Here is a 24015-nt window from a genome sequence, read left to right on the forward strand (position 1 = left end):
CATGAAACGCAAAGATAAAATTGCCGTCTCCGTTATCGCGGTATTCGCCGTCGGCGTGCTGGTGTACCTGGTCGCGCCGGGCGTGCTCGGCAGCAAGCGCCAGACCACCAACGACGCCTTCGTCGCCGCTGACTTCACCTTGGTGGCGCCGCGTGTGGCCGGCTTCATCAAAGAGGTGCTGGTGGAGGACAACCAGCGCGTCAAGGCCGGGCAACTGCTGGCGCTGATCGACGACCGCGACTTCCGCGCCGCCGCCCAGGCTGCCGATGCGGATGCGCTGGTGGCGCAGGCTCAGTTGAAAAACGCCACCGCCACCCTCGAGCGCCAAAGCTCGGTGATCGCCCAGGCCCAGGCCACTGTCGCGGCGGACCGTGCCGAAATGGCCTTCGCCGAACACGAACTCAATCGCTACAACCACCTCGCCGGTGTCGGCGCCGGCACCGTGCAGAACGCCCAGCAAGCCAAGACCCGCATCGACCAGGCCACCGCGCGGCTGGCGAATGCCACGGCGGTGCTGGCGGCCGAACGCAAGCAAGTGGAAATCCTCACCGCCCAGCGCGACGCCGCCGAAGGTGGGCTCAAGCGCGCCCAGGCTGCGCTGGAATTGGCCAGTTACCAACTGTCGTACACGCGCATTGTCGCGCCGGTGGATGGCATGGTCGGCGAGCGTGCGGTGCGGGTGGGCGCCTATGTGACGCCGGGCAGCAAGATCCTCGCGGTCGTGCCGCTGGAAGAGGCGTACGTGGTGGCCAACTTCCAGGAAACCCAGCTCTCCCATATGCACGCCGGCCAGGCCGTGCAGGTGCGCGTCGACAGCCTTGACGGTGAGTTGCTCTACGGCCATCTGGAAAGCCTCGCGCCTGCCACCGGCGTGACCTTTGCCTCGGTCAAACCCGACAACGCCACCGGTAACTTCACCAAGGTGGTGCAGCGCATTCCGGTGAAGATCGTCCTCGAACCCAACCAGGCGCACACCGAGCGCCTGCGGGTCGGCATGTCGGTGGAAGCCAGCGTCGACACCCAGTCAGTGGCGACGCAGCGTGAGGTGGCCCAGCAATGAAACGAGTGGCCTGGCTCACCTTGAGCCTCATCAGCCTGAGCGCCTGCACGGTCGGTCCGGATTTCCACAAACCCCAGAGCCCGCAGGTAGCGCAGTGGAGCGAGCCCCAGGGCCGCCAGGCGGCCAGCCGTGCCGTCAGCGACCCTTTGCAGGAGCGCTGGTGGGACGTGTTCCACGACGCGCGACTCTCGGCCCTCACACGGCGTGCGCTCACCGATAACCTCGACCTGAAACTCGCCAGCAGCCGCCTGCAGCAAAGCCGCGCCGTGCGCCAGGTAACCACCGCCGAACGTTATCCCAACGTCAACGCCAACGGTGACTACCTGCGCCAACGCAACAGCGGCAAAGGCTTGAGCGACCCGTCCGGCAACAACGGCCGCTCGGCGTTCAACCAGTGGGACATGGGCTTTTCAGCCTCTTGGGAGCTGGACTTCTGGGGCCGGGTAAAACGCGAAACCGAAGCCGCCGACGCCACCCTGCAAGTGGCCGAAGATGACCGCCGCGCGGTGTTGTTGTCGGTGCTCGCCGAGACCGCCCAGGACTACATCCAACTGCGCGGTGTACAGAACACCCGCGCCGTCACCGAGCAAAACCTCGACGTCGCCCGCCACAGCCTCAAGCTCTCGCAGTTGCGCCTGGCGGACGGTGTGGCGACCGATCTGGACGTCGCCGAAGCCGCCGCCCAGGTCGCCGCCATCGAAGCGCGCCTGCCGGACCTGCAACAGCGCCAGGACCAACTGATCAACGCCCTCAGCCTGTTGATGGGCGAGCCGCCGCAGGCCCTGCACGCGCAGTTGTCCAAGGACGCCGCCGTGCCGCAAACCCAGCGTCAGGTCGCGATCGGCCTGCCGTCGGAGCTGGCCGAGCGCCGCCCGGACATTCGCCAGGCCGAGGCACGCCTGCACGCCGCCACCGCCAGCATCGGTGTGGCCAAGGGCGACTTCTACCCGCGCATCACGTTGTCCGGCAGCCTTGGCTCCCAGGCCATGCAACTCTCGGATTTCGGTTCCTGGGGCTCCCGTGCCTTTGCCTTCGGCCCGCAGTTCAGCCTGCCGCTGTTCAATGGTGGGCGCCTGCAAGGCATGTTGAACCTGCGCGAAGCCCAGCAACAGGAAGCGGCGCTCGCGTACCAGCAAACCGTGCTGCGTGCCTGGCATGAGATCGACGACCAGTTGACCCGCTACAACGCCAGCCAACTGCGCCGCGACAGCCTCGCCGAAGCCGTGCGCCAGAACCGGATTGCCCTGAGCACCGCACAGCAGCAGTACGTGGAAGGTGTGGTGGATTTCGTCAACGTGCTCACCGTGCAGAGCGCGCTGCTGGCCACGCAGGAGCAATGGGTGGAAAGCTCGACCGGCGTGTCGCTGGCGATGGTTGGCTTGTACAAAGCGTTGGGTGGCGGCTGGGAATCGGTGTATCCATTGCAGACGGTGCGTGCGGGTCAGGTTACGGATTTTGCAAAAACACCACGTACCCCCGAAACCACTCGCTCCCCTGCAAATACCCCGGCTCTGCCCACTCCCCACCCTGAATCAAGCCGATCTTGAACGGCAGCCCCAGCCGATTCATGCGCGGCAAGTACGCCGCGTAATCCGGGATGCTGTGGCGCCCCTGGTACGTCTGCACCACCACCTCATCCACCACGCCCTTGAGCTGGGCGATGGCGGCCGGGTCGGCATTGCTGCTCCAGTCCATCAGGCCGGTGATGCTCAAGCGCAGGTCGGTCGGCAAACGCTGGCGCAGGTCGCGCAGGAAGCTGGCGTATTCATGCAGGTGCTGGGTGCGGGCGTCGAAGTCGATCTGGATGCCGACCACCGGGTTGCCCGCGTCACGCCAGCGTTGCACCTGGCCGAGCAGTTGGCTGTAGACCTGCTCGGGCCAGTGCAGGGTGTGGGCGCGATAGACAATCCAGATGTCGCCCTGGGTCAGGCGCGGCACGCTGATGCCTTGGGCGATCATCTGAACACTGCGCTGGGGAGCGCGGCGCGTGGAGTTGATCTGGCCCTGCAGGATGTACAGGGTTTTCGCCTGTTTGAGCACCGGTTGCGGGGTGACGCCGCTCCACAGCCAGAAGGCGTCATAGTCGCGGGCGTCAACGGCGCCGAAGGCCGGACTTGCCAGCAACAGCAAGCCTAGCCAAAGGTGTTTCACCAGTAGTACTGCAGCGATTTGCCCCACTGGGTGTCGGCGTAGCTGGTTTTCAGCTGGCGGAACCAGGCCTTGCGCACGGCCGGCTCCACGTCGACGCCGCCGCAACTGTTGTAGCCCGACGGCCCGTAGCAGTTGATGGCGCGGAACAGTGCGTAGGCCTTGTCATTTTTTGGCGCCTTGGCGTTGCCGATCACCTGTTTGTAGCCATCCAGGCGCGAGAAGGTTTCCCCCTTGAAGTCCGACGCGGTGCTGCCCAGGCTGCCGGCGGCGCGTGCCTGTTCCAGTGGCATGCCGTCCAGGCCGTTGCGCAGGATGAACTCACCCAGGCAGTTCAGGCCCTGTGGGTTTTTGCCATCGCCCTGCAAGGTCGCGGCGGTTTGCGCGATGCTCGGGCAGGCGTAGCCGGATTCGGCTTTGTCGCCATTCCACTGGAACAGCTTCAAGGTCTGGCTGGCGCTGTAGACGTAGCCCAGGCTGGTGCCCAGTTTGTCTTCCGGTGTTTGGGTCGGCAGTTGCTTGAGGTCTTCGGCAAAGGTCGCGAACTGGCCGCGCAGCAGGTCTTTGTAGAGCAGCACGAATTGTGCGGTCTGGCGTTCCGGCGGGTCGCTGGCCTGGGCGATCTGCTGGCGCAGCAGCTCGGGGCCTGCCACGTTGCGCAGCAGGATGTTGCGCACCTGCTTGGCACTGATCGGCGAGTCGGCGGCGAACACCTTGGCCAACTGGCCGCTGCTTTCGTAGTTCATCGCCAGAGCCAATTCCAACTGGTCGCGTTGCAGCGGCAGTTTGGCCAGTGGCAGCAATTGCAGCCAGAGCGCTTCGGCGCCTTTCCAGTCTTGCTTGGCTTCCAGGGCCAGGGCGCGCAGGGTCTGTTGGCTGAAGGCGAAGTAATTCAGGTGCGACGGCACGCTTTGGGGCAATAGCTTCAAGGCGGCGTCCGGTTGATGTTCGCTGTACAACGCATTGACCGCCAGCAGGTAGTCATACAGTTCCGGCTCGCTGGCGAACGCGGCTTTTTGCTTCTCCAGGTCGGCACGGGAGAGGGCAGGCTGGTTGCCACCGCGCATCACCATCAGGTCGCTGACGAGCTGGATCATTGGCGTGGTGACGGTCTCGCTATTGACCATCAACAGCTTGAGGTCGGCTTCCTCCACCAGTTCATCCACCGACACATTGCGCTGCGCGTCAGTGGCCTGGGTCATCGCCCAGGCGTAGGCCTCGGCGAGTCTGGCATTGTCGCCTGCCAGCCAGTAAACGCGACGCAACAAGCCACGGGCGGAGGCTACGTAATCGCCCTGTGGATAAGTTTTCAGGTAGTTGAGAAAGCCTGCTTCGGCGTCACCCAGGGCAGACTTATCCACATGCTCGAGACGCGGCATGCCGTATTCGTCGAAGGCTTCAGCCTGGGCCTGGTTCAATGAGGTGCGCGCAGTCATGTACAGCGCAGTTTCCTGCAGCCAAGGCACGTTGCTGCTGCTGGCGGCGGCAAAACCACGTTCGGCCTCACTGAAGCGACCGCTGTAGAAGTCGGCCGCGGCTTGCAGGTAAGTGCGCAACAGTTGGCCGTCGGTGGACTGGATCTGCTGGGCGTCCACCAGTTGGCCTTCCCAAGCGCAGGCCGTCAGCAACTGCAAGCGCGCCTTCACCAGCAACTCGCGCTCGGCCGCCGGCATGTCAGCCTTGATCACCTGGCGGATAAACGCAGTCGCGCTGTCATCATCATTGCTGCGGCAGCGGCTGCCTTCGCCATTGAGGAACGCTTCGCCTGCGGTTTTGTATTCGTCGCGCTTGATGCCCAGGGGCTGGAGCAAGGTGTCGAGTTCGGCGGTGCGCGAGTCGTCCGGCTTGTTGTCGGGTTCTTCGTTTGTGCTGGGAATGGGCGCGAGGCGGTAGACCGGGAAGGGCACCGGGCCAAAGCCTTGGGCCAGGTCGTCTTCGCTCAAGGCGTTCGGTGTCAGCGGCGCCGCTTTTTTATCCGCCAGCAAAAGGCGCAGGTTGACGCGACTGTCGTTGCCCGGGCTGAGGAAGGGCAGGTTGCTGCACGAGTCGAGGCTGTCACGCGAGACCCGCCAGTCGGGGTAGCACGAGTCGTCGGAACTGGCCTGGGCCTGTTGGGAGATGCCCGCGAGCAGTGCCAGTGCCAGGGGTGACAGAAAACCGATGCGCATGACGTGTCCTTGATCCTGAGTCCTTGGAGGGGGGCAATAATAGCGTGTTCCTGGGGTCGCTTCGGAGAAGCCCTGCACAAATTGCTGATTTGTCCGATTCCAGCAGCGGATCCGGGGCTTTTGTCCTAGAGTGGCGGTGTTTGCGCTTGGGCAATCAGGGGAATTGAGGTGCGTCGGTCTGTGGTAGAGCAAAACGAAAAGGTCGGGACGTTGCCCGCACTTAATCGCCTCACGTGGGAAGGCGCCGGCTGGATCAGCCGACTATGGTGGGTACCGATCCTGGCGCTGGCCATGGCGCTGCGTTTTTACCACCTGACGTCGGCAGCGATATGGGGCGACGAGGGCTCGAGCCTGCTGCTCAGTGAATACGCCCTGGGAGACCTGTGGTTCCACGCGGCGCACGACGTGCACCCACCGCTGTATTTTTTTCTGCTGCGTGGTTGGATCGAGCTGTTCGGCGACAGCATCTGGTCGATTCGCGGCATGAGCGCCATTCCTGGTGTGGTCGCCGTGGGCCTGGGCATCTGGTTGACCCGGCAACTGTCCAGTCGGCGGGCGGCGGTGCTGGCGGGGATCCTGCTGGCGCTGTTGCCGACAGCGGTGCGCTACAGCCAGGAAGTGCGCATGTACTCGCTGCTGGGCGTGTGGTTGCTGGGCGCCACGCTGGCGCTGGTGTACTGGGTGCGTCAACCCGAGCGCACGCGTTATCTGGCGGCGTATGTCGTGTTGATGAGTGCCGGTTTCTACACCCATTATTTCACCGCGCTGTGCGTGCTGGTGCATTGGGCCTGGCTGGGTGTGCTGTGTGGCGCGGCGCCGCGCGGCCAGCGCCTTATCCTGCGCCCGGCCTGGTGGTTGGCCAACGTGACGATTGTGCTGTTGTACCTGCCGTGGCTGCCGAACCTGCTGGACCTGGTGCAACACGTCGAACAACTCAAGGTGGGCGGCGACATTGGCTGGGAAGAGCCGGTCAGCCTGTTCTCCCTGCCGTCGATGATCTGGCAGTTCGTGCTCCAGGATGAAGGCGTCGGCTTCTGGGCGCCGCTGTTCTGGCTGTTTCCGCTGCTGCTGGTAGCGGTCGTCGCCATCACGGCCTGGCGTGATCGCGAACGCCACCGACCGGCCAGCCTCCTGGCACTGTTTTTCCTGTTGCCACTGCTGCTGGTCTACGGCGTGTCGTTCATATCCCCGGTATTTATCGAGCGTTACCTGACGGTGTACGCCCTGGGTTTGCCTATCCTGTTGGCGATGGCTATCGACCGCCTGCCGTCTCGGTTTGCACTGTTGGGGGCGGCGTTGTTCGTGCTGTTTGTCGGCGTTGAACTGGTGGGGTTGAAGAACAACTTCACCGTGGACGAGCACGACCAGTTCAACGTGCCGGTGGAATTCGTCAACCGCAATTACCAGGAAGACGACCGCATCGTCCTCAGCGACATGATGTGGTACCTCAGCTACGTGTATTACGACCAGACCGACGCCCAACTGCAGCTCTACACCCCGCCAAAACCCGACGGCACGCCCACCCGGCCGAATGCCTACGGCTTCGGCACCCTGGTCGACCAGGACGGCGGGCGCATCTACCTCGACCATCTGTCGGCACTGCCCGCCGAAACCCGCCGCGTGTGGCTGATCAGCAGCAACGAAGCACCGGACGATTTCGCCCCGCTGCCCGAAGGCTGGCGCGAACTCAGTCGTCAGGATGGCGGCGGTGCCAGGGCGCGCTTGTTCGTAGTGTGCAACATACCGTCGGCGCAACCCGAGGGCTGCCGCTAGACTGGGTTAATGCCGTTCTATCAGGAGCCCATCATGGAATCGCCCGTGCATAGCTTGCCGTCACTGTTCAAACAGCTGGGTCTGCCGCATGACCCGGTGAGTATCGAGAAGTTTGTGGCGGTTCATTCGCCGCTCAAGCCGGAGCTGAAACTGGCGGATGCGTTTTTCTGGACGGACAGCCAGAGGGCGTTTTTGCGCGAGGAGATTCTGGAGGATGCGGATTGGGCTGAGGTGGTGGATGAGTTGAATCTGATGTTGCGGGGTGGGCGAGGGGTGTAAAAAAAATTTTGCCGAAACACGATAATGTAAAAAAAAATGGTGAGAGGTAAAAAAAACTGGGCTTTAATCGCTCAAGTGAATTTTTTCTGGGGAAGCTCACCTTGGCGACAGTCGGATATGCCCATCTCTGCGAATCGCTGGATTTAAAAGTCATCCCGCCTCACCGCGTCGCGATGATTAAACCCGTGACCAGAATCACCTTGATCGGCAACTGCCTGGCGGTTCCGCATGCCGTCGCACCTGCGCAACATGCCCTGTTTGAGCACGTGCTGTTCGCACTCAAGCATGAGGGTGTGAATCTCGCCATACTTGCCCAGGTTTTTGAACGTCTTGGTCCGGAGCCATTTCTGGCTGGGTTGGCAGCCTCCCCCAATGGTGCGTTTATTCGTAAAGCCTGCTTTCTATGGGAAGGTTTTACCGGACAGACTCTGGATCATGCTGTCCCGGTGCGAGGGCGTGTCGTTGCCTTGTTCGATCCCGAACGCTATGTCACCGGCCCCAGTATTCGCAATAGCCGCTGGCGGGTGGATTTCAACGGGTTGGGTTCTCTGCATTACTGCGCCACCGTAGAGCGAACACCTGAGGTGGATGCGTTATTGGCGCTAGATGTGTTGGATCGCGCCAAATCCTTCATGGCCACGCTCCCACCCGAAATGATGGACCGCGCGATCCAGTGGGCCTATCTCCACGAAACCCGCGACTCGTTCGCCATCGAAAAAGAACAACCCAGTGAAGAGAAATCCCGCCGCTTCGTACAACTCTTACGCCAGGCTCATGAAGGCCGCCTGCTGACAGAGGACTACCTGGTCGAGCTGCAAAACAGCACCGTCTCCAACCCCTTCGATAAAGCCGTCGCCTTTCGCCACGAACAAAACCACCTGCATAACGGCCTGCGTGGCGCGGCGGGCGTCAGCTATGTGCCGCCTGCGCCGGCGCTCTGTCAGGAACTGATGGAAGAATTGATGGCATTCGCCAATCAGCCTGTGAGAGAGGTTGATCCATTGGTCGCGGCTGCTGTCACTGCTTTCGGCTTTGTGTTCCTGCACCCGTTCATGGACGGTAACGGGCGCCTTTCTCGCTTCCTGATCCATCAGACGCTCTGTCACTACGGTGCACTGGAAAACGGCTTGTTGCTGCCTGTTTCCGTCGCGATGAAACATGAAGAGCAAGCCTATCTGGAAGCCCTCAAAGCCTTCTCCCAACCCTCGCGGGAATTCTGGAACGTCACTTGGCTGGACGGCGACCAAATGGCCTTCGACTTCATCGGCCACCCTTCGATCTACCGCTACTGGGACGCCACCCGCTGCGTCGGATTCACCCTGCAAATGGCCCACCGCGCCTTGGAAGTGGAACTGCGTGAAGAAACCGAGTTTCTCGACCGCTACGACCGCGTGATCAAGGCCGTGAACCAGCGTTATGACGTGCGTGGCAGTGATCTGTCGAAGCTGGTGATGATGTGCCTGGATAACGAGGGCAAGGTTTCGAAGCATCGGCGCAAGCAGTTTCAGTACAGCGTGGCGGAGGAGGTGTTTGAGTTTATCGAGGAGGAGACCCTGAGGTTAATAGGGGAGTAATAGGGCGCTTGGACATGTTGGGCGAAATCCAACACCGCCTGGACGGCCAGGCGAACAGCAGTCCTGAAACTTAAATTGATCGAACTGTGGGAGCTGGTTGCCTGCGATTGCGAAGTGCCAGTCGGCCTCTATCTCGACTGGACCACCGCCTCGCAGGCAAGCCAGCTCCCACAGGCATTTGCAGCGTCAGAAAATGCTGCATCCACCCCCAAACCCGCTTTACTTACCCCTACCACCACCCATCCGCAAAATTGTTTCAAAACTTGACGCATTTGGATCCATCCACCATATTGATAGTTAGCAAACTAACTGTATGCGAACTTTCCAGTGCCTCAATCCCTCGAACAACTCCAGATGAACCTCAGCAGCAGCATGGTGGTGGGCGCCCGTAATTGGCGCAAAATCTGCCAGACCACGCTGGTGAGCTATGGCATCTCCGAAGCCTGCGCCGTGCCGTTGTTGATGATCGGCCGCCTGGGCGACGGTGTGCACCAGGTCAAAGTGGCGCAGGCGTCGGGGATGGAAAGCCCGTCGCTGGTGCGCCTGCTCGATCGGCTGTGTACCGACGGCTACGTGTGCCGTACCGAAGATATCCACGACCGTCGCGCCAAGGCCCTGAGCCTCACCGAGCGTGGGCGTGAGCTGGTGCAAGCGGTGGAGGCGCAGTTGGTGCGCCTGCGCAAGGACGTGCTGGCCGACATGACCCAAGGTGATATGGAAGCCGCGCTGCGTGTGCTGCGCGCTTTCGAGGCGGCGTCGCTTTGAACGGATTTTTTACCGGTTTCCCGCCCGCCCGTGATTGGTTCTACGGTGTCCGTACCTTCGCGGCCTCGATGATTGCCTTGTACATCGCCATGCTTATGCAAATGCCGCGTCCGTATTGGGCGATGGCTACCGTGTATATCGTGTCCAGCCCGTTTGTCGGCCCTACCAGTTCCAAAGCGCTGTACCGCGCCATCGGCACGTTCATGGGGGCGGCGGCGGCGGTGATTTTTGTGCCGATGTTCGTGCAGTCGCCCTACATGCTGGTGGTGGTGATTGCCTTGTGGACGGGCACCTTGCTGTTTCTCTCCATGCACCTGCGTACCGCGAACAACTACGCACTGATGCTCGCCGGCTATACCTTGCCGCTGATCGCCTTGCCGGTGGTGGATAACCCCCTGGCTGTCTGGGATGTAGCCGAGGCGCGTACCGAAGAAATCTTCCTCGGCATCGCCGTGGCAGCGGTGGTGGGCGCGATGTTCTGGCCGCGCCGGCTGATGCCGGTATTCGATGGCTCGGTGGCCAAGTGGTTTTCCGACGCCCAGGTCTACAGCCAGCGTTTTCTCACGCGCAAAGTCGAGCCTGAAGAAATCAGCACCCTGCGCGGCGGTATGGTCGCCACCTTCAACACCCTTGAATTGATGATCGGCCAGTTGCCCCACGAGGGCGCACGGCCGCAGACGGTGCGCAATACCAAGGAATTGCGCGGGCGCATGATCCACCTGCTGCCGGTGATCGATGCCCTGGATGACGCGGTGTACGCCATCGAACACCGCGCACCGGAGTTCGTCGATCAGCTCACGCCGTTGCTGGAAGCCGCCAACGCCTGGCTGGAAAGCACCACCGAAACAGCGCCCCTTGAGCGCTGGCGCGCGCTGCGCGACCAGGTCGATGCCGCTCAACCCCAGGGCGAAGCGCTGGACGACCGCCACACGCTGCTGTTCTCCAATGCGCTATACCGCCTCGCGGAGTGGATCGACCTGTGGCAAGACTGCCGCAGCCTGCAAGTCGCCATTCAGTGCGAGAGCCAGGACACCTGGCGCGCCGTGTACCGTCACTGGCGCCTGGGCCGGCTCACGCCGTTCCTCGACCGTGGGTTGATGTTCTACTCGGCGTTCTCCACCGTCACTGCGATCATTGTCGCTTCGGTGCTGTGGATCCTGCTCGGCTGGACTGACGGCGGCAGCGCGGTGATCCTGGCCGCCGTCGCCTGCAGCTTTTTCGCCTCGATGGACGACCCGGCGCCGCAGATCTACCGGTTCTTTTTCTGGACCGCCATGTCGGTGCTGTTCGCCAGTCTCTACCTGTTCCTGGTGCTGCCCAACCTGCATGACTTCCCGATGCTGGTGCTGGCGTTCGCGGTGCCGTTCATCTGCATTGGCACACTCACCGTGCAGCCGCGTTTCTACCTGGGCATGTTGCTGACGCTGGTGAACACCTCGTCGTTCATCAGCATCCAGGGCGCCTATGACGCGGACTTCCTCAACTTCGCCAACGTCAACCTGGCGGGGCCGGTGGGCCTGCTGTTTGCGTTTGTGTGGACACTGATCGCACGGCCCTTCGGCGCTGAGCTGGCGGCCAAGCGCCTGACCCGTTTCAGCTGGCGCGACATCGTCAGCCTTACCGAGCCCGCGACCCTGGCCGAACACCGGCACATGGCCGTGCAGATGCTCGACCGTTTGATGCAGCACCTGCCGCGCCTGGCCCTGATCAACCAGGACACCGGTACCGCCCTGCGCGATTTGCGCGTGGCGCTGAACCTGCTCGACCTGCTGGCCTACTCGCCGCGCATCCTCGGCGTGCCAAGGGTGCTGCTCAACCAGGTGGTGGAAGGCGTGGGCGGCTATTTCAAGGCTTGCCTCAAGGCCGGTGAACGCTTGCCGGCGCCCAGCGGTCTGCTGATGACCCTGGACCGCACGCGCCGCGCCCTCAACGGCCAGGGCCTGCAAGACGAAGACGACACTCGCCTGCACCTGCTGCATGCGTTGGCCGGGCTGCGCTTGTCGCTGTTGCCGGGCGTGGAATTTATTGGCGGCACCGAAATGGAAGCGCCGCTACCTGATGGAGCGCCTTTATGATCGGTGATCTGGATATCAGCGGGGTGTTCCTGCCCACGCTGCTGGTGCTGATGGGCATTACGTACGTGTTGTTCCTGGTGGTGCATGGGCTATTGACCCGCGTCCACTTCTATCGCCTGGTCTGGCACCGGGCATTGTTCAATTTGGGGCTCTACGCGCTGTTGCTGGGCGCGGTGGACTCACTCAGTCGATACCTGATGACATGAAAAAACCTTTTTTGACCATCGGCCGTGTAGTCCTGACGCTGTTGATCGTGACGTTCGCGATCGTCGTGGTGTGGCGCATGGTCATGTACTACATGTTTGCCCCCTGGACCCGTGACGGCCACATCCGTGCCGACATCGTGCAGATTGCCCCGGACGTGTCCGGGCTGATCCAGCGGGTGGCCGTGCGCGACAACCAACTGGTGACCAAGGGCCAGGTGCTGTTCGCCGTCGACCAGGACCGTTTCAAGCTGGCCCTGCGCCAAGCCCAGGCCGCCGTGGCCGACCGCCAGGAAACCCTGGCCCAGGCCCAGCGCGAGTACAAGCGTAACCGTGGCCTCGGCAACCTGGTGCCCAGCGAGCAACTGGAAGAAAGCCAGTCCCGCGTCGCCCGTGCCCAGTCGGCCCTGGCCGAAGCCCAGGTGACGGTGGATTCCGCCCAACTGAACCTCGACCGCTCGGTGATCCGCAGCCCCGTGGACGGTTACGTCAACGACCGTGCGCCGCGCACCCAGGAGTTCGTCACCGCCGGTCGCCCGGTGCTGTCGGTGGTCGACAGCAATTCCTTCCATATCGATGGTTATTTCGAAGAAACCAAGCTCGACGGCATCCACGTCGGCATGGGCGTGGACATCCGCGTGATCGGTGACAACGCCCGCCTGCGTGGCCATGTGCAGAGCATCGTCGCCGGTATCGAAGACCGCGACCGCAGCAGCGGCTCCAACCTGCTGCCCAACGTCAACCCGGCGTTCAGCTGGGTGCGCCTGGCCCAGCGGATTCCGGTGCGTATCGCCTTTGATGATGTGCCGGCGGACTTCCGCATGATCGCCGGGCGCACTGCCACGGTATCGATCATCGGCGACAAGGCCAAAGACGGAGACCAGCCATGAAGCAACTGCTGGCAACCGCTGCGCTGGGGTTGTTGCTGTCGGCCTGCCAGGTGGTGGGGCCGGATTACAAGTTGCCGGAAACGTCGGCCGTCAACCGTGGCGACCTGCAAGGGCCGCTCGCGGGTGAAGGCAATAACGTGGTGTCGGCGCCGGTGCCGGCGGACTGGTGGAAACTCTATAAAGACCCGCGCCTGGACGAGCTGGTACGCCAGGCCATGGCCTCCAACACCGACTTGCGTGTGGCCGCCGCCAACCTGCAACGCGCGCGTTTCCAGACCCAGGAAGCGGAGTCCGCAGGCGGCTGGAGCGCCGGCGCCAAGGCTGAGGCCCAGCGCCTGCAAGAGTCGGGCGAAGCCTTTCTGCTGACAGAAAAAGTCCCAGTGGCCAATATTGGCAGCGCCAGCATCAGCACGTCCTACCAGTTCGACTTGTTCGGCACCCTGCAGCGCGGCATCGAAAGCGCCCAGGCCAGCGCCGATGCGGCCCAGGCTGCTGCCGACATCGCCCGCATCACGTTGGTAGCGGATGTGGTGCGTTCCTATACACAGGTGTGTGCGGCCAACGAAGAACTGGCGATTGCCAACGAGTCCCTCGACCTGCAAGCCCAAAGCACCAAGCTCACCCAGCGCCTGCGCGACGCCGGGCGGGGTGATGAAACCCAGGTGACCCGTTCGCAGACCCAATACAAATCCTTGCGCGCCGACATGCCGCGCTACGAAGCGGCACGCCAGGCCGGCCTGTTCCGCCTGTCGATGCTGCTGGCCAAGCCGCTGGACCAACTGCCGGCGGGCACCGGCACGTGCGCCGAACTGCCGCACATCGCCCAGTTGCTGCCGGTCGGCGACGGCGCGACCCTGCTCAAGCGGCGCCCGGATGTCCGCCAGGCTGAGCGCCAACTGGCCGCCGCCACTGCGCGAATCGGCGTGGCCACCGGGGCGCTGTACCCGGACATCAGCATCGGCGCCACGGTGGGCACTGTCGGGATCCTCGATGACCTGGGCGCACCGGCGACCAACCGCTGGGGCTTTGGCCCGCTGATCAGTTGGTCGGTGCCGACCAACGGCGCACGCGCGCGTATCCACGAAGCCGAAGCCGCGACCCAGGGCGCCCTGGCGCACTTCGACGGCGTGGTGCTCAACGCCATCCGCGAAACCCAGACCGGGCTTGCCCAATACACCGCGCAGTTGCAACGTCGTGACGCCCTGGCTGAGGCCGGCGAGTCTGCCAGGGAGGCTGCGGACCAGACCCACCGTTTCTTCCAGGCTGGCCGTGCGTCGTTCCTGGCCGACCTGCAGGCCACCCGCACCTACACCGATGTGCGCGCGCAACTGGCCGCCGCCAATACCCAGGTTGCCATGAGCCAGATCGATCTGTTCCTGGCCCTGGGCGGTGGTTGGGAAAGCGGACGAACGCAAGCGTCACAGCCCGGCAAACCCTGAGCGAATGACTATGCTTTGACAGGTGGAGCGCCGTGACGCTCTACCTGTCACTGCTCGCGTTTGCTCATGGGGATTCCAATAATGAAAAACCCTTATGCTCCCGCTTTCTGGTGCGTGTGTTTCGCACTGGTGTTGCTCTCGGCTACCTATTTCTACGGTGTCATGCTGGCTCACCAACTCGACAAGGCCATGGTATTTCTCGACAGCGCCTGCCTGGTGATCGGCACCCTGTCCATCGGCGTCGTGGCCTGGGCCTCTTACCAAAATCAACGGGTGAAAAAGAAGCTTCTTGAACAAGGCAAGACCCGTGTGGCGATCTGGGACACCAAAGTCGCACTGCGCCGGGTCGAGACGGTGTTCGATCGCTATTTCTGGGGCAGCTATTGGCAGCCGGGGCGGACCTTCCAGGAAGTCATGGGTGACCTCACCGGCACCCCCCTGGAAAAAAGCCTCGAAGTCCTGAAAAAACAGTGCGTGGTCCTCGATCGGCAAGTCGCCGACGGCAGGCATTGGCTGAATAACGCGCGGGAATTGTCCGATGTGGCAACCCAGATGGCCCGCGAGCGCTACCAACTGGACTTCTGCGACCCCAAGGCCGACACCCCCGGCAATGCCGTGATACACCGCGAATTTGAGGTGCTGGTGTACACCTGGACGGCGCGGCTGAAGAGTTTCGACCACCAACTGGATGAAATTGAGCTGGAGTATTCCTGAACTACTACTGAACTGATCCCTCTGAAAAGCTGGGCCGTTCGCGGCCGCCAGTGCTAATCTTCCCCCGTTTTCGGCGGGCTTGAGCCAATCCCTTCGGGGGTCAAGGAAGACAGCCCACTTCTCACAGGATTTGATCAGGTCACTTCATGAATAAGCCAGCCGTTGTTCTTTTGGGTTTCGTTGTCGCCGTGGGCGTCGTCAGTGCAGGCGGTGCCTGGTACACCGGTAAGCAATTGGAGCCGGTACTGCAAACCGCCGTGCAGGACGCCAACAAGGAACTGCAACGTTCCATGGCCGGTGTCGACGGCACCGTTGCCCTGGAGCTGGTGTCCCTGGACCGTGGCCTGTTCAGCAGTACCGCGCACTATCGCCTCAAGGGCCAGGGCTCGTTCTTCGGCGAGCAGAACCCGAACCCCGAGCTGCTGATCGTCGACCATATCGAACACGGCCCGCTGCCGTTCTCGCGCCTGGTGTCGCTGAAGTGGTTGCCGGTCATGGCCACCAGTCACTACGAACTGGAAAAGAACGCCACCACCGAAAAATGGTTCGCCGCCGCCAAAGACGTGCCGCCACTCAAAGGCGTGGCCAATATCGGCTACAGCCGTTCGGTGAGCGGTAACCTTGAACTGCTGCCGCTGGAGTTCAAGGACGACACCTCTTCTGCGAGCTTCTCCGGCCTGAACCTGGACTTCGACAGCACCGCCGAGGGCAAGAAGGTCAAGGTCGATGGCTACATGAACAGCCTCAAGCTGGCGGTGGTCGATGCCAATGGCGCGCCGTTCGATGCTGAGTTCGCTGGCCTGACCGTCGCCAGCAACCTGGAGAAATCCACCTTCGGCTTCTACACCGGGCAGAATACCGTGGAGCTGAGCGACACCAAGCTCACCTTCGGCCCGCAGAAAGCCGTGCTGACCCTTAAAGGCTTCGAGCAGAAAGACTCCAGCGAGGTCAAAGACAACAACATGGCCGGCCGTGTCGATTACAAGATCGACGAGATCGGCTACCAGGGCAAACCAGTCGGCTCCGCCGCCATGGCCCTGAGTTTGAAGAACATCGATGTGCCGTCAGGCCTGGTGCTGACCAAGCTGTACCAGGACAAGATGCAACCAGTGCAAGCCGCTGCTGCTGCCGGCCAACCGGTGCCGGAGCTGCAACTGACCGAAGCCGAGCAAGCCCTGGCCGAAGCCAACGTCAACCAGTTGCTGGCCGCCAAGCCGCACCTGGCGCTGGAAAACCTGTCGCTGAAAACCACCCACGGTGAAAGCAAGTTCAACCTGGTGCTGGACCTGACCAAGCCGACCTCCATGGAATTGCCGCCGGTTGAGCTGGGCAAGCAAATGGTCTCGCTGCTGGACGCCAACCTGAGCCTGTCCAAGCCGATGATCGCCGACGTTGCCGCCCTGCAAGCCCAGGTTGGCGGCGTGACCGATCCTAAAGCCATCGAGCAGCAATCCCAGATGGCCAGCGAAATGGTCAGCGGCATGGCCGTTGGCACGCAATTGGCGACCCTGGTGGGCAGCGACGTGGTTTCCAAGTTGCATTACGCCAACAATGAAGTGACCTTCAACGGCCAGAAGATGACCGTCGAGCAGTTCATTGGCTTCGTGATGTCCAAAGTCGGCGCGGTCGGCGGCGCGCAGTAAAGATTTCGCCATCGCCCAGAAATAAATAATGGGGGAGCGGGGTTGCAGGCGATAAGGGTCAAACGGTCGGCGCGTGTGTCGTCCGGTCCGCCCTATTGCCTGTAACCCCGCTCCCCCATTCGTTTTTCAGGTGTGCACGCAATTCTGAACAATTGTTCTGATTTGTTCTTTTTCGTACACGTGTCGGGGATAGTTCCTACAGGAAAGCTAGGTCGGGTCACGAGACGCCGACGCCCTGATGCAAATCGCTCAGGACCACCTATCGTTACAGCTTTCCGTGTGTAAGGAAGCTCACGATATGCTGCGAAACATTCCACTCAGTGCCTCAGGCCGGTTACGGCTGCTCATCGGGGTAACCTTGTGCAGCCAGTTGCTGATGCCCACCTTTGCCATGGCCGACCCGGCCTATGACGCCCTGATCATCCAGGCGCGCAACGGCAACTTCACACCCGCCCTTACTCAATTGCGCCAATTGCCTGCCGAGCGCCAGACACCAGGCCAGATCAGTGATCATGTGGTGATCGCCGGTTGGGCCGGTCAGGACGCCGAAGTGCTGAAGGTGTACGAGGCCCAGGGGCAGAATCGCAACTTGACCGCCCAGGCGCTGGCCACGGTCGCGCGCACGTATCGAAACCAGAAGCAGTGGGCGCAGGCCGAGGCGGTCTATCGCAAGGCGTTGCTGCGTGAGCCGAACAATGTCGATCTGCAATTGGGCCTGGCCCTCACTCAGGCTGACGGTGGTAAAGCCAGCGAGGCGGTGCAGCGCGCCCGCGCGCTGGTGGCCGCCAAGCCCGATGACCCCAACCGGCGCATGGCCCTCGGCTACGCGCTGACGCGCGCCGGTTTGCAGTTCGACGCGCTGCATGAATTCGACCAGGCGTTTATCCGCGCCGGCGACAAACCTGAAGTGGCCCGCGAATACATCGTCGCCCTGCAAAAGGCCCGTTTACCGGAACCTGCGTTGCGCCTGTCGGCCCAGCGTCCGGGGCTTGTGGACCCTGTGACCCAGCGTCGCCTGGAAGGTGACCTGGCCGCCGAGCGCGTGCGCATGGCCGAGTTCGCCACGCGCAGCGAGAAAGAACGCTATGTCATCGCTGACCGGGCCTTGCAGGGCTACGACCAGCTCCTCGCCCGTTGGACCCCGGACGCCACGGCCCATGATGACGTGCTGACCTGGCGCATCGACCGCCTGGGCGCGCTCAAGGCACGGGCGCGCACCGCTGACGTGATCCGCGAGTACGAAACCCTCAAGGCCGAAGGTGTGCAGTTGCCCACCTATGCCGTGCGTTGGGTGGCGGCGTCCTACCTCGACCAACGCCAGCCGGAAAAAGCCGAGCCGTTGTACCGCCAGGCGCTGAGTGCACCCGACGCCGAACCCGATGATCGGGTCGAAGACACCACCGCGTTGTTCTACGCCTTGCAGGAAAGCGACAAAGCCGACGACGCTCGCGAGGTCGCCAACACCCTGGCCAAAAGCCAAAGCCCACGGGTCGAACTCAAGGGCTTGCCCATCGGCAACCCCAGCGATGCGTGGATGGACGCGCAGCAACTGTCAGCCCAGGCTGGCGTCTTCGGCGGCGACCTGCCGGGCAGCGAAGCCGGCCTGGAAGCGCTGGTGGCAAAAGCCCCAGGCAATGTCGGCCTGCGCCTGGCCCAGGCCGACATGTACCGCGCCCGCGACTTGCCACGGCGCGCCGAAGGCATTCTCAAGGAAACCGAAGCCCAGGCCCCGCGCGACATTGGCCTGGAAGTGAGCCAGGCCTACACCGCCATGGACTTGCAGGAGTGGCGCCAGCTCGACGTGCTGACCGATGACGTGGTCGCACGTAACCCGGACAACCGTCAGGTGCAGCGCCTCAGTCGTCTGCGCGATGTGCATGACATGGCCGAGCTGCGGGTCGAGGCCTATACCGGCAAAAGCTTCGGCGGCGGCAACAACGGCGATGCGGGTGCGGTCTCGGGGAGTCGTGACTGGGGCATTGAAAGCCGTCTCTACACGCCGCCCATCGACGAAGACTGGCGCGTGTTCGCCGGTGCCGGCTATGCCCGCGCCGATTTCGAAGAGGGCACCGGCCAGCACCGTTGGCAGGTTGTCGGCGTGGAGCGGCGAACCCGCGACATGACTATTGAAGCCGAGGTCTCCAACCACTCCTACGGCGATGGCTCGAAACAAGGCGCCGCCGTGTCGATTGCCCGCGACATCAATGACAACTGGCAATACGGCGGCAGCCTTGGCTACCTCCTGTCCACCACGCCACTGCGGGCGTTGAATGACGGGGTTACGGCCAATGGCGGCAGCGGTTTCATCCGCTGGCGTGCCAACGAAAGTCGCGAGTGGAAACTGACCCTCAGCCCGTCCCACTTCAGCGACGGCAACGACCGCTTCGAAGCCTTGCTCAGCGGCCGCGAAGGCCTCTACAGCTCGTCAAAAGTGCAAGTGGACCTGGGCCTGGAAGTCGGCGCCAGTCGCAACAGCAAGGAAGACACGGTCTACTTCAATCCGAAGTCGGACTTCACCGTGTTGCCGGTCCTCAACATCAACCATGTGCTCTATCACCGCTACGAGACCCAGTGGAGTCAGCAGTTCCAGGTCGGTGCGGGTACGTATAGCCAGCGGGATTACTCCACCGGTGGCATCGGTCTGGTCGGCTACGGCCAACGTTTTCGCTGGAACGATGTACTGGACGCCGGCGCCAACCTGAGCCTGATCAGCCGACCTTACGACGGTGATCGCGAACGCGACCTGCGTTTGCTCGTCGACCTCACTTACCGTTTCTAGAAGAGCCTGACCATGACCGTCCTCAGCCGTTGCTTGTTGATCCTGGGCGTAATGCTGGCCAGTGCCTGTGCCCAGCAACCCGCGCCTTTCACTCCACCCGCCGAGCGGCCGACACCGGCCAACGAAGCGCCGTGGCCGAAAAACCATTTCCTGGGCATTGCCTACCACGACGTCGAGGATCGCGACCCCGATCAGGCGGTGGTGGCGGTGCGCACCGAGCGCTTGATCGAACAGTTGGCCTGGCTGCGCGAGAACGGCTACCAGGCGGTCAGCGTCGACCAGATCCTGGCGGCCCGCAACGGTGGGCCGGCGTTGCCACCCAAAGCCATCATGCTCAGCTTCGATGACGGCTATTCCAGCTTTTACACGCGGGTGATGCCGATCCTGCGCGCCTACCACTGGCCGGCGTTGCTGGCGCCCGTGGGCTATTGGATCGATACGCCGCTGAACAAGCCCGTGGACTTTGCCGGCCAACCACGGCCGCGTGGAGAGTTCCTCACCTGGCAGCAGATCCGCGAAGTGTCCCAGTCGGGCCTGGTGGAAATCGCGGCGCACACCGATGCCAGCCACACCGGCATCCTCGCCAACCCTCAGGGCAACCTGGAGCCGGCGGCGACCTCGCTGCGCTTTGACCCGGCCACGGGGCGTTATGAAAGCCAGGCGCAGTTCGATGCACGGATGCGTGCCGATGTGGTGGCGATCTCCAACAAGATCCAGACAGTCACCGGCAAGAAACCACGGGTGTGGGTATGGCCCTACGGTGCAGCCAAGGGCACTTCACTGGCGATTGTCGGCGAGCAGGGCTACAAGATGGCCCTGACCCTGGAAGACGGCCTCGACAGCTCCAATGACTTGATGAACAGCCCGCGCTTCCTGGTGGCTTCCGACCCGGATGGCGAGCACTTCGCCAACAGCATCGTTGCGGTGCAGGCCAAGGCGCCGCTGCGCGTGTTGCATGTGGACCTGGATAACGTCTACGACCCGGACCCGGCCCAACAGGCACGCAACCTCGACCGTTTGGTGCAACGCGTGGTGGACATGGGCGCGGGCACCGTGTTCCTGCAAGCCTTTGCCGACCCCAAGGGTGACGGCCTGGTGCATGAGCTGTACTTCCCCAACCGCCACTTGCCGGTGCGTGCCGACTTGTACAACCGTGTCGCCTGGCAACTGCGCACCCGTGCCCACGCCAGTGTGTATGCATGGATGCCGGTGCTCAGTTTCGCCCTCGACCCCAAACTGCCGCGCGTGACCCGTTGGGACCCGGAAACCGGCAAGGTGGGCACGGACCCGGACCAATACCAACGCCTGTCGCCGTTTGACCCTCAGGTGCGCAAGATCATCGGTGAGATCTACGAAGACCTGGCCCGCAACAGCAACCTTGACGGCGTGCTCTACCACGACGATGCGGTGTTCAACGACTTTGAAGATGCCAGCCCCGCGGCACTCAAGGCGTATGCCGCCAACGGCCTGCCGAACACGATCGAGGCCCTGCGCGCCGACCCGGCGGTGATGCAGCGCTGGACGCGTTTCAAGAGCCGCTACCTGATCGACTTCACCCATGAGCTGACCGCCAAGGTCCGCGCCATCGGTGGGCCGCAGGTGCAGACCGCACGCAATATCTTTGCCGAGCCTATGCTCAACCCAGGCAGCGAAGCCTGGTTCGCGCAGAACCTCGATGATTTCCTCCAGACCTATGACTGGACCGCGCCCATGGCCATGCCGTTGATGGAAGGCCAGGAGTACAAGACCTCCAATGCCTGGCTGGAGAAGCTGGTGGCGACGGTCACGGCGCGTCCTGGCGCGTTGGAGCGCACCGTATTCGAACTGCAAGCCAAAGACTGGCGAACCAAGGCCGCGCCCGATATCGATGCCGTGCAGATGGCTGAATGGATGGGTGTACTCAAGCGCCAGGGTGTCACGAGTTTCGGTTACTACCCGGACAACTTCCTGGAAAACTCCCCGGACCTGAAGACTGTGCGTCCGGCCCTTTCCAACCAATGGAACCCTTGACCATGTTCGACAGACTCCTGGCTTTATTCGTGCTGGCATTGGTATTGGGCGTGCCCCTGGGCCTGATCTTCCTGGTCACCGGGCAGTTCCTGATGGACTTTGTGTTTTTCTACCCGCTGTTCATGTCGGCGTTGTGGATCGCAGGCGGCCTGTATTTCTGGCTGCACTGGGAGCGCCACTGGCCGTGGGAAGAAGACACACCGGCGCCAACGTTGGCCGGCAACCCCCTGATCTCGATCATCATCCCTTGCTACAACGAAGGGGATAACGCGGCCGACACCATCCACGCGGCGCTGGGCCAGTTGTACCCGAACATCGAAGTGATCGCGGTGAACGACGGCTCCAAGGACAACACCGCCGAGGTACTCGACGCCCTGGCGCTGGAGAACCCACGCTTGCGCGTGCTGCACCTGGCGCAGAACCAGGGCAAGGCCGTGGCCTTGCGAATGGGCGCAGTCGCCGCGCGCAGCGAGTACCTGGTGTGCATCGACGGCGATGCGTTGCTGGATAAAAACGCCGCGGCCTACATGGTCGCGCCGATGCTCGATAACCCGCGCCTGGGCGCCGTGACCGGCAACCCACGTATCCGCACGCGCTCGACCTTGATCGGCCGGGTCCAGGTGGGTGAGTTCTCTTCGATCATCGGCTTGATCAAGCGTACGCAACGGGTGTTCGGGCGAATCTTCACGGTGTCGGGTGTGGTCGTAGCGTTCCGTAAAAAGGCGCTGGACCGTATCGACTACTGGAGCACCGACATGATCACCGAGGACATCGATGTCAGTTGGAAGCTGCAGCTCGATCACTGGAGCATCTTCTACGAGCCACGTGCCCTGTGCTGGATCCTGATGCCCGAAACCGTCGGCGGCCTGTGGAAACAGCGGCTGCGCTGGGCCCAGGGCGGCGCCGAAGTGCTGTTCAAGAATATCCGTGGCATCTGGCAATGGCGTCATCGCTACCTGTGGCCGCTGTTGTTCGAATACTGCCTGTCCACCGGTTGGGCCTTTACCTTCCTGTTGTCGGTGATCTTCTGGGGCGTGGGCAAATTCATTCCGCTGCCACAGGCCATCGCGGTGGACTCCCTGGTACCGCCGGCCTTTACCGGGCTGGTACTGGCGATGGTGTGCCTGGTGCAGTTTGCGGTGAGCATCATGATCGACCGCCGCTACGAGAAAGACCTGTGGAAAACTCTGTTCTGGACCGTGTGGTACCCGATGGTGTTCTGGCTGGTCAGCCTGTTCACCACCCTGGTCAGTTTTCCCAAGGTGCTGTTCAACCAGCATCAGAAGCGTGCGCGCTGGGTCAGTCCGGATCGCGGCATCAAACCCACTGAAGAGGAGGCCTGATCATGAAACTGGTCAGAACCCGCCAACGTACGGTGATGTGGATCATCGATGTGCTCCTGACCCTGATGGCCTGGGCCGGGTTGATCTGGCTGCTGGCGCGGGGGATCACCTCGATGCTGGAAACCCACGGGGGGCCGCGGCTTGAGGCGCCGATTTTTGCCGCGCTCAATACCCTGCAGATCTACCTGTGGATCGCCCTGTTCAACGCCGTGATCCTGATCAGTTGGGCGCGCTACCAGCAACGCCGAGGCCGCAAGTTCGCCCAGCGTCGCGCCGAGGGCAAGGCCTTGAGCGACCAGAACCTGAGCGAGAGCTTCAGCCTGGGGGAAGGCGACCTCGAACAGTTGCGCCGACCTGGGGTACTGGTGATCCATAACGACGATGACGGCGGTGTGGCGGAAGTGAAATCCCATATCTCCCGCGACGTGGAAAAACCGGGGCTCACACTGGTGCCTGGCAAGGATCAGAACAAAGACGCCAGCTGAGAAAGAGCGCATCGGATCGTTCCCATGCACGGTGGGAACGATTTGGCTTAATCCCGACAAATGGGATCCAAATCACAAAAGCGTCACGAACGTTTCTTCTTTTTCCGGTACTAACTTATCTCGGCGAGAACTTGATGGCTAATCAATGGCTATTTGCAAGTTTCTGACGGGCCGCGATCAATAGTGCTGCCGCTGGTCGGAATAATACCTTCGATGACAAGTAGTTTTTCTATTTGATTATTTTTAGTTGTTATTAGTCAATGGGTTGAGTGATTAGCTAGTGCGAATTTCCAACTAACTCGATTTTTTGAGTTCGCGGAAGTTCGATGTTAGTTTGCCGCTCCTTGATTTTCGACGGATCGAACATGTCTTTGTTATTGCCACGGACTCGGTATGTTCTGTGCACTTTCCTACTCGCTTATTTGAGCCTGAACAGCGTAAAAATGCAAACCCTGCAGGGCGGACAGTCCTGGCGAGCGTGTCGTTTGTTATTTATTTAACGGGGTTCTTATTGGGTTTCGGTAAGAGCGCCTAAGTGGCCTCTGCGGCAAACTTGTCTAGTCCTGAAACAGGTGTAAACCTATTTCCGGACTAGACAGTTAAATTAATTGTGGTCTTCCCCCTACTTTCTACTCTATTTCTCCAGCACGTCGGCAGCAGCCTGTTT

General features: G+C 62.1%; 18 protein-coding genes. 16 read left to right on the top strand and 2 right to left on the bottom strand.

Annotated elements, in window-relative coordinates; translation table 11 throughout:
- The first annotated feature begins 1 nt into the window (after window position 1).
- Both BM70_RS0107620 and BM70_RS0107625 read left to right on the top strand, forming a co-directional pair.
- On the top strand, window positions 2-1060 hold the full coding sequence (locus tag BM70_RS0107620) for an HlyD family secretion protein (RefSeq protein ID WP_025855446.1): 1059 nt from the start codon (window positions 2-4) through the stop codon (window positions 1058-1060).
- Window positions 1057-2607 (top strand): efflux transporter outer membrane subunit, encoded by a 1551-nt coding sequence (locus BM70_RS0107625; RefSeq protein WP_025855447.1) that lies wholly within the window; start codon window positions 1057-1059, stop codon window positions 2605-2607. Before BM70_RS0107620 ends, BM70_RS0107625 begins: the two co-directional genes overlap by 4 nt.
- Here BM70_RS0107625 and BM70_RS32210 read toward each other — a convergent pair.
- Both BM70_RS32210 and BM70_RS0107635 read right to left on the bottom strand, forming a co-directional pair.
- Complete coding sequence (locus tag BM70_RS32210) at window positions 2507-3211, bottom strand: DUF3142 domain-containing protein (protein WP_081782045.1); 705 nt, start codon at window positions 3209-3211, stop codon at window positions 2507-2509. The two genes, BM70_RS0107625 and BM70_RS32210, sit on opposite strands and share 101 nt — an antisense overlap.
- Complete coding sequence (locus tag BM70_RS0107635; protein ID WP_025855449.1) at window positions 3208-5376, bottom strand: hypothetical protein; 2169 nt, start codon at window positions 5374-5376, stop codon at window positions 3208-3210. Before BM70_RS0107635 ends, BM70_RS32210 begins: the two co-directional genes overlap by 4 nt.
- Window positions 5377-5544: 168 nt before the next feature.
- Here BM70_RS0107635 and BM70_RS0107640 point away from each other — a divergent pair, with 168 nt between their 5' ends.
- The 14 genes from BM70_RS0107640 (at window position 5545) to pgaD (ending at window position 23348) form a co-directional block, all read left to right on the top strand.
- Window positions 5545-7149, top strand: a complete 1605-nt coding sequence (locus BM70_RS0107640; RefSeq protein ID WP_025855450.1) for a glycosyltransferase family 39 protein — start codon at window positions 5545-5547, stop codon at window positions 7147-7149.
- Window positions 7150-7182: 33 nt separating this feature from the next.
- Entirely contained in the window at window positions 7183-7428 is a 246-nt protein-coding gene (locus BM70_RS0107645; protein ID WP_025855451.1) for a DUF2789 domain-containing protein, read from the top strand.
- A 101-nt stretch (window positions 7429-7529) separates the two neighbouring features.
- Window positions 7530-9002, top strand: coding sequence for a Fic family protein (locus BM70_RS0107650; RefSeq protein ID WP_025855452.1), 1473 nt, complete (start codon window positions 7530-7532; stop codon window positions 9000-9002).
- A 354-nt stretch (window positions 9003-9356) separates the two neighbouring features.
- Window positions 9357-9767: a MarR family winged helix-turn-helix transcriptional regulator gene (locus BM70_RS0107655; protein ID WP_025855453.1), complete on the top strand. Its 411-nt coding sequence runs from the start codon at window positions 9357-9359 to the stop codon at window positions 9765-9767.
- Window positions 9764-11842, top strand: a complete 2079-nt coding sequence (locus BM70_RS0107660; protein ID WP_025855454.1) for an FUSC family protein — start codon at window positions 9764-9766, stop codon at window positions 11840-11842. Before BM70_RS0107655 ends, BM70_RS0107660 begins: the two co-directional genes overlap by 4 nt.
- Window positions 11839-12048, top strand: coding sequence for a DUF1656 domain-containing protein (locus BM70_RS0107665; RefSeq protein ID WP_025855455.1), 210 nt, complete (start codon window positions 11839-11841; stop codon window positions 12046-12048). The genes BM70_RS0107660 and BM70_RS0107665 overlap by 4 nt, the downstream gene beginning before the upstream one ends.
- Window positions 12045-12935 (top strand): efflux RND transporter periplasmic adaptor subunit, encoded by an 891-nt coding sequence (locus tag BM70_RS0107670; protein ID WP_025855456.1) that lies wholly within the window; start codon window positions 12045-12047, stop codon window positions 12933-12935. Before BM70_RS0107665 ends, BM70_RS0107670 begins: the two co-directional genes overlap by 4 nt.
- Window positions 12932-14374, top strand: a complete 1443-nt coding sequence (locus BM70_RS0107675; protein ID WP_025855457.1) for an efflux transporter outer membrane subunit — start codon at window positions 12932-12934, stop codon at window positions 14372-14374. The genes BM70_RS0107670 and BM70_RS0107675 overlap by 4 nt, the downstream gene beginning before the upstream one ends.
- An 81-nt stretch (window positions 14375-14455) precedes the next feature.
- Window positions 14456-15088, top strand: coding sequence for a hypothetical protein (locus BM70_RS0107680; RefSeq protein WP_025855459.1), 633 nt, complete (start codon window positions 14456-14458; stop codon window positions 15086-15088).
- A gap of 146 nt (window positions 15089-15234) precedes the next feature.
- Window positions 15235-16731 (top strand): YdgA family protein, encoded by a 1497-nt coding sequence (locus BM70_RS0107685; RefSeq protein WP_025855460.1) that lies wholly within the window; start codon window positions 15235-15237, stop codon window positions 16729-16731.
- Between the two features lie 298 nt (window positions 16732-17029).
- Entirely contained in the window at window positions 17030-19510 is a 2481-nt protein-coding gene (gene pgaA / locus BM70_RS0107690; protein ID WP_025855461.1) for a poly-beta-1,6 N-acetyl-D-glucosamine export porin PgaA, read from the top strand.
- A gap of 12 nt (window positions 19511-19522) precedes the next feature.
- Window positions 19523-21520 (top strand): poly-beta-1,6-N-acetyl-D-glucosamine N-deacetylase PgaB, encoded by a 1998-nt coding sequence (gene pgaB / locus BM70_RS0107695; protein ID WP_025855462.1) that lies wholly within the window; start codon window positions 19523-19525, stop codon window positions 21518-21520.
- Window positions 21521-21522: 2 nt separating this feature from the next.
- The gene (gene pgaC / locus BM70_RS0107700) at window positions 21523-22863 is read left to right on the top strand and encodes a poly-beta-1,6-N-acetyl-D-glucosamine synthase (RefSeq protein ID WP_025855464.1); all 1341 of its coding nucleotides are present in this window, start codon (window positions 21523-21525) and stop codon (window positions 22861-22863) included.
- A 2-nt stretch (window positions 22864-22865) separates the two neighbouring features.
- On the top strand, window positions 22866-23348 hold the full coding sequence (pgaD, locus tag BM70_RS0107705) for a poly-beta-1,6-N-acetyl-D-glucosamine biosynthesis protein PgaD (protein ID WP_025855465.1): 483 nt from the start codon (window positions 22866-22868) through the stop codon (window positions 23346-23348).
- Window positions 23349-24015: the final 667 nt, after the last annotated feature.

This window comes from Pseudomonas sp. CHM02 (genome assembly GCF_000612585.1).
Taxonomy (GTDB): domain Bacteria; phylum Pseudomonadota; class Gammaproteobacteria; order Pseudomonadales; family Pseudomonadaceae; genus Aquipseudomonas.

Excerpts from the sequence above, each read along its gene's own strand:
- BM70_RS0107620 (WP_025855446.1), top strand. The coding sequence starts at position 2 with ATGAAACGCAAAGATAAAATTGCCGTCTCCGTTATCGCGGTATTCGCC.
- BM70_RS0107625 (WP_025855447.1), top strand. The coding sequence starts at position 1,057 with ATGAAACGAGTGGCCTGGCTCACCTTGAGCCTCATCAGCCTGAGCGCC.
- BM70_RS0107635 (WP_025855449.1), bottom strand. The coding sequence starts at position 5,376 with ATGCGCATCGGTTTTCTGTCACCCCTGGCACTGGCACTGCTCGCGGGC.
- BM70_RS0107645 (WP_025855451.1), top strand. The coding sequence starts at position 7,183 with ATGGAATCGCCCGTGCATAGCTTGCCGTCACTGTTCAAACAGCTGGGT.
- BM70_RS0107655 (WP_025855453.1), top strand. The coding sequence starts at position 9,357 with ATGAACCTCAGCAGCAGCATGGTGGTGGGCGCCCGTAATTGGCGCAAA.
- BM70_RS0107665 (WP_025855455.1), top strand. The coding sequence starts at position 11,839 with ATGATCGGTGATCTGGATATCAGCGGGGTGTTCCTGCCCACGCTGCTG.
- BM70_RS0107670 (WP_025855456.1), top strand. The coding sequence starts at position 12,045 with ATGAAAAAACCTTTTTTGACCATCGGCCGTGTAGTCCTGACGCTGTTG.
- BM70_RS0107675 (WP_025855457.1), top strand. The coding sequence starts at position 12,932 with ATGAAGCAACTGCTGGCAACCGCTGCGCTGGGGTTGTTGCTGTCGGCC.
- BM70_RS0107680 (WP_025855459.1), top strand. The coding sequence starts at position 14,456 with ATGAAAAACCCTTATGCTCCCGCTTTCTGGTGCGTGTGTTTCGCACTG.
- BM70_RS0107685 (WP_025855460.1), top strand. The coding sequence starts at position 15,235 with ATGAATAAGCCAGCCGTTGTTCTTTTGGGTTTCGTTGTCGCCGTGGGC.
- pgaA (WP_025855461.1), top strand. The coding sequence starts at position 17,030 with ATGCTGCGAAACATTCCACTCAGTGCCTCAGGCCGGTTACGGCTGCTC.
- pgaB (WP_025855462.1), top strand. The coding sequence starts at position 19,523 with ATGACCGTCCTCAGCCGTTGCTTGTTGATCCTGGGCGTAATGCTGGCC.
- pgaC (WP_025855464.1), top strand. The coding sequence starts at position 21,523 with ATGTTCGACAGACTCCTGGCTTTATTCGTGCTGGCATTGGTATTGGGC.
- pgaD (WP_025855465.1), top strand. The coding sequence starts at position 22,866 with ATGAAACTGGTCAGAACCCGCCAACGTACGGTGATGTGGATCATCGAT.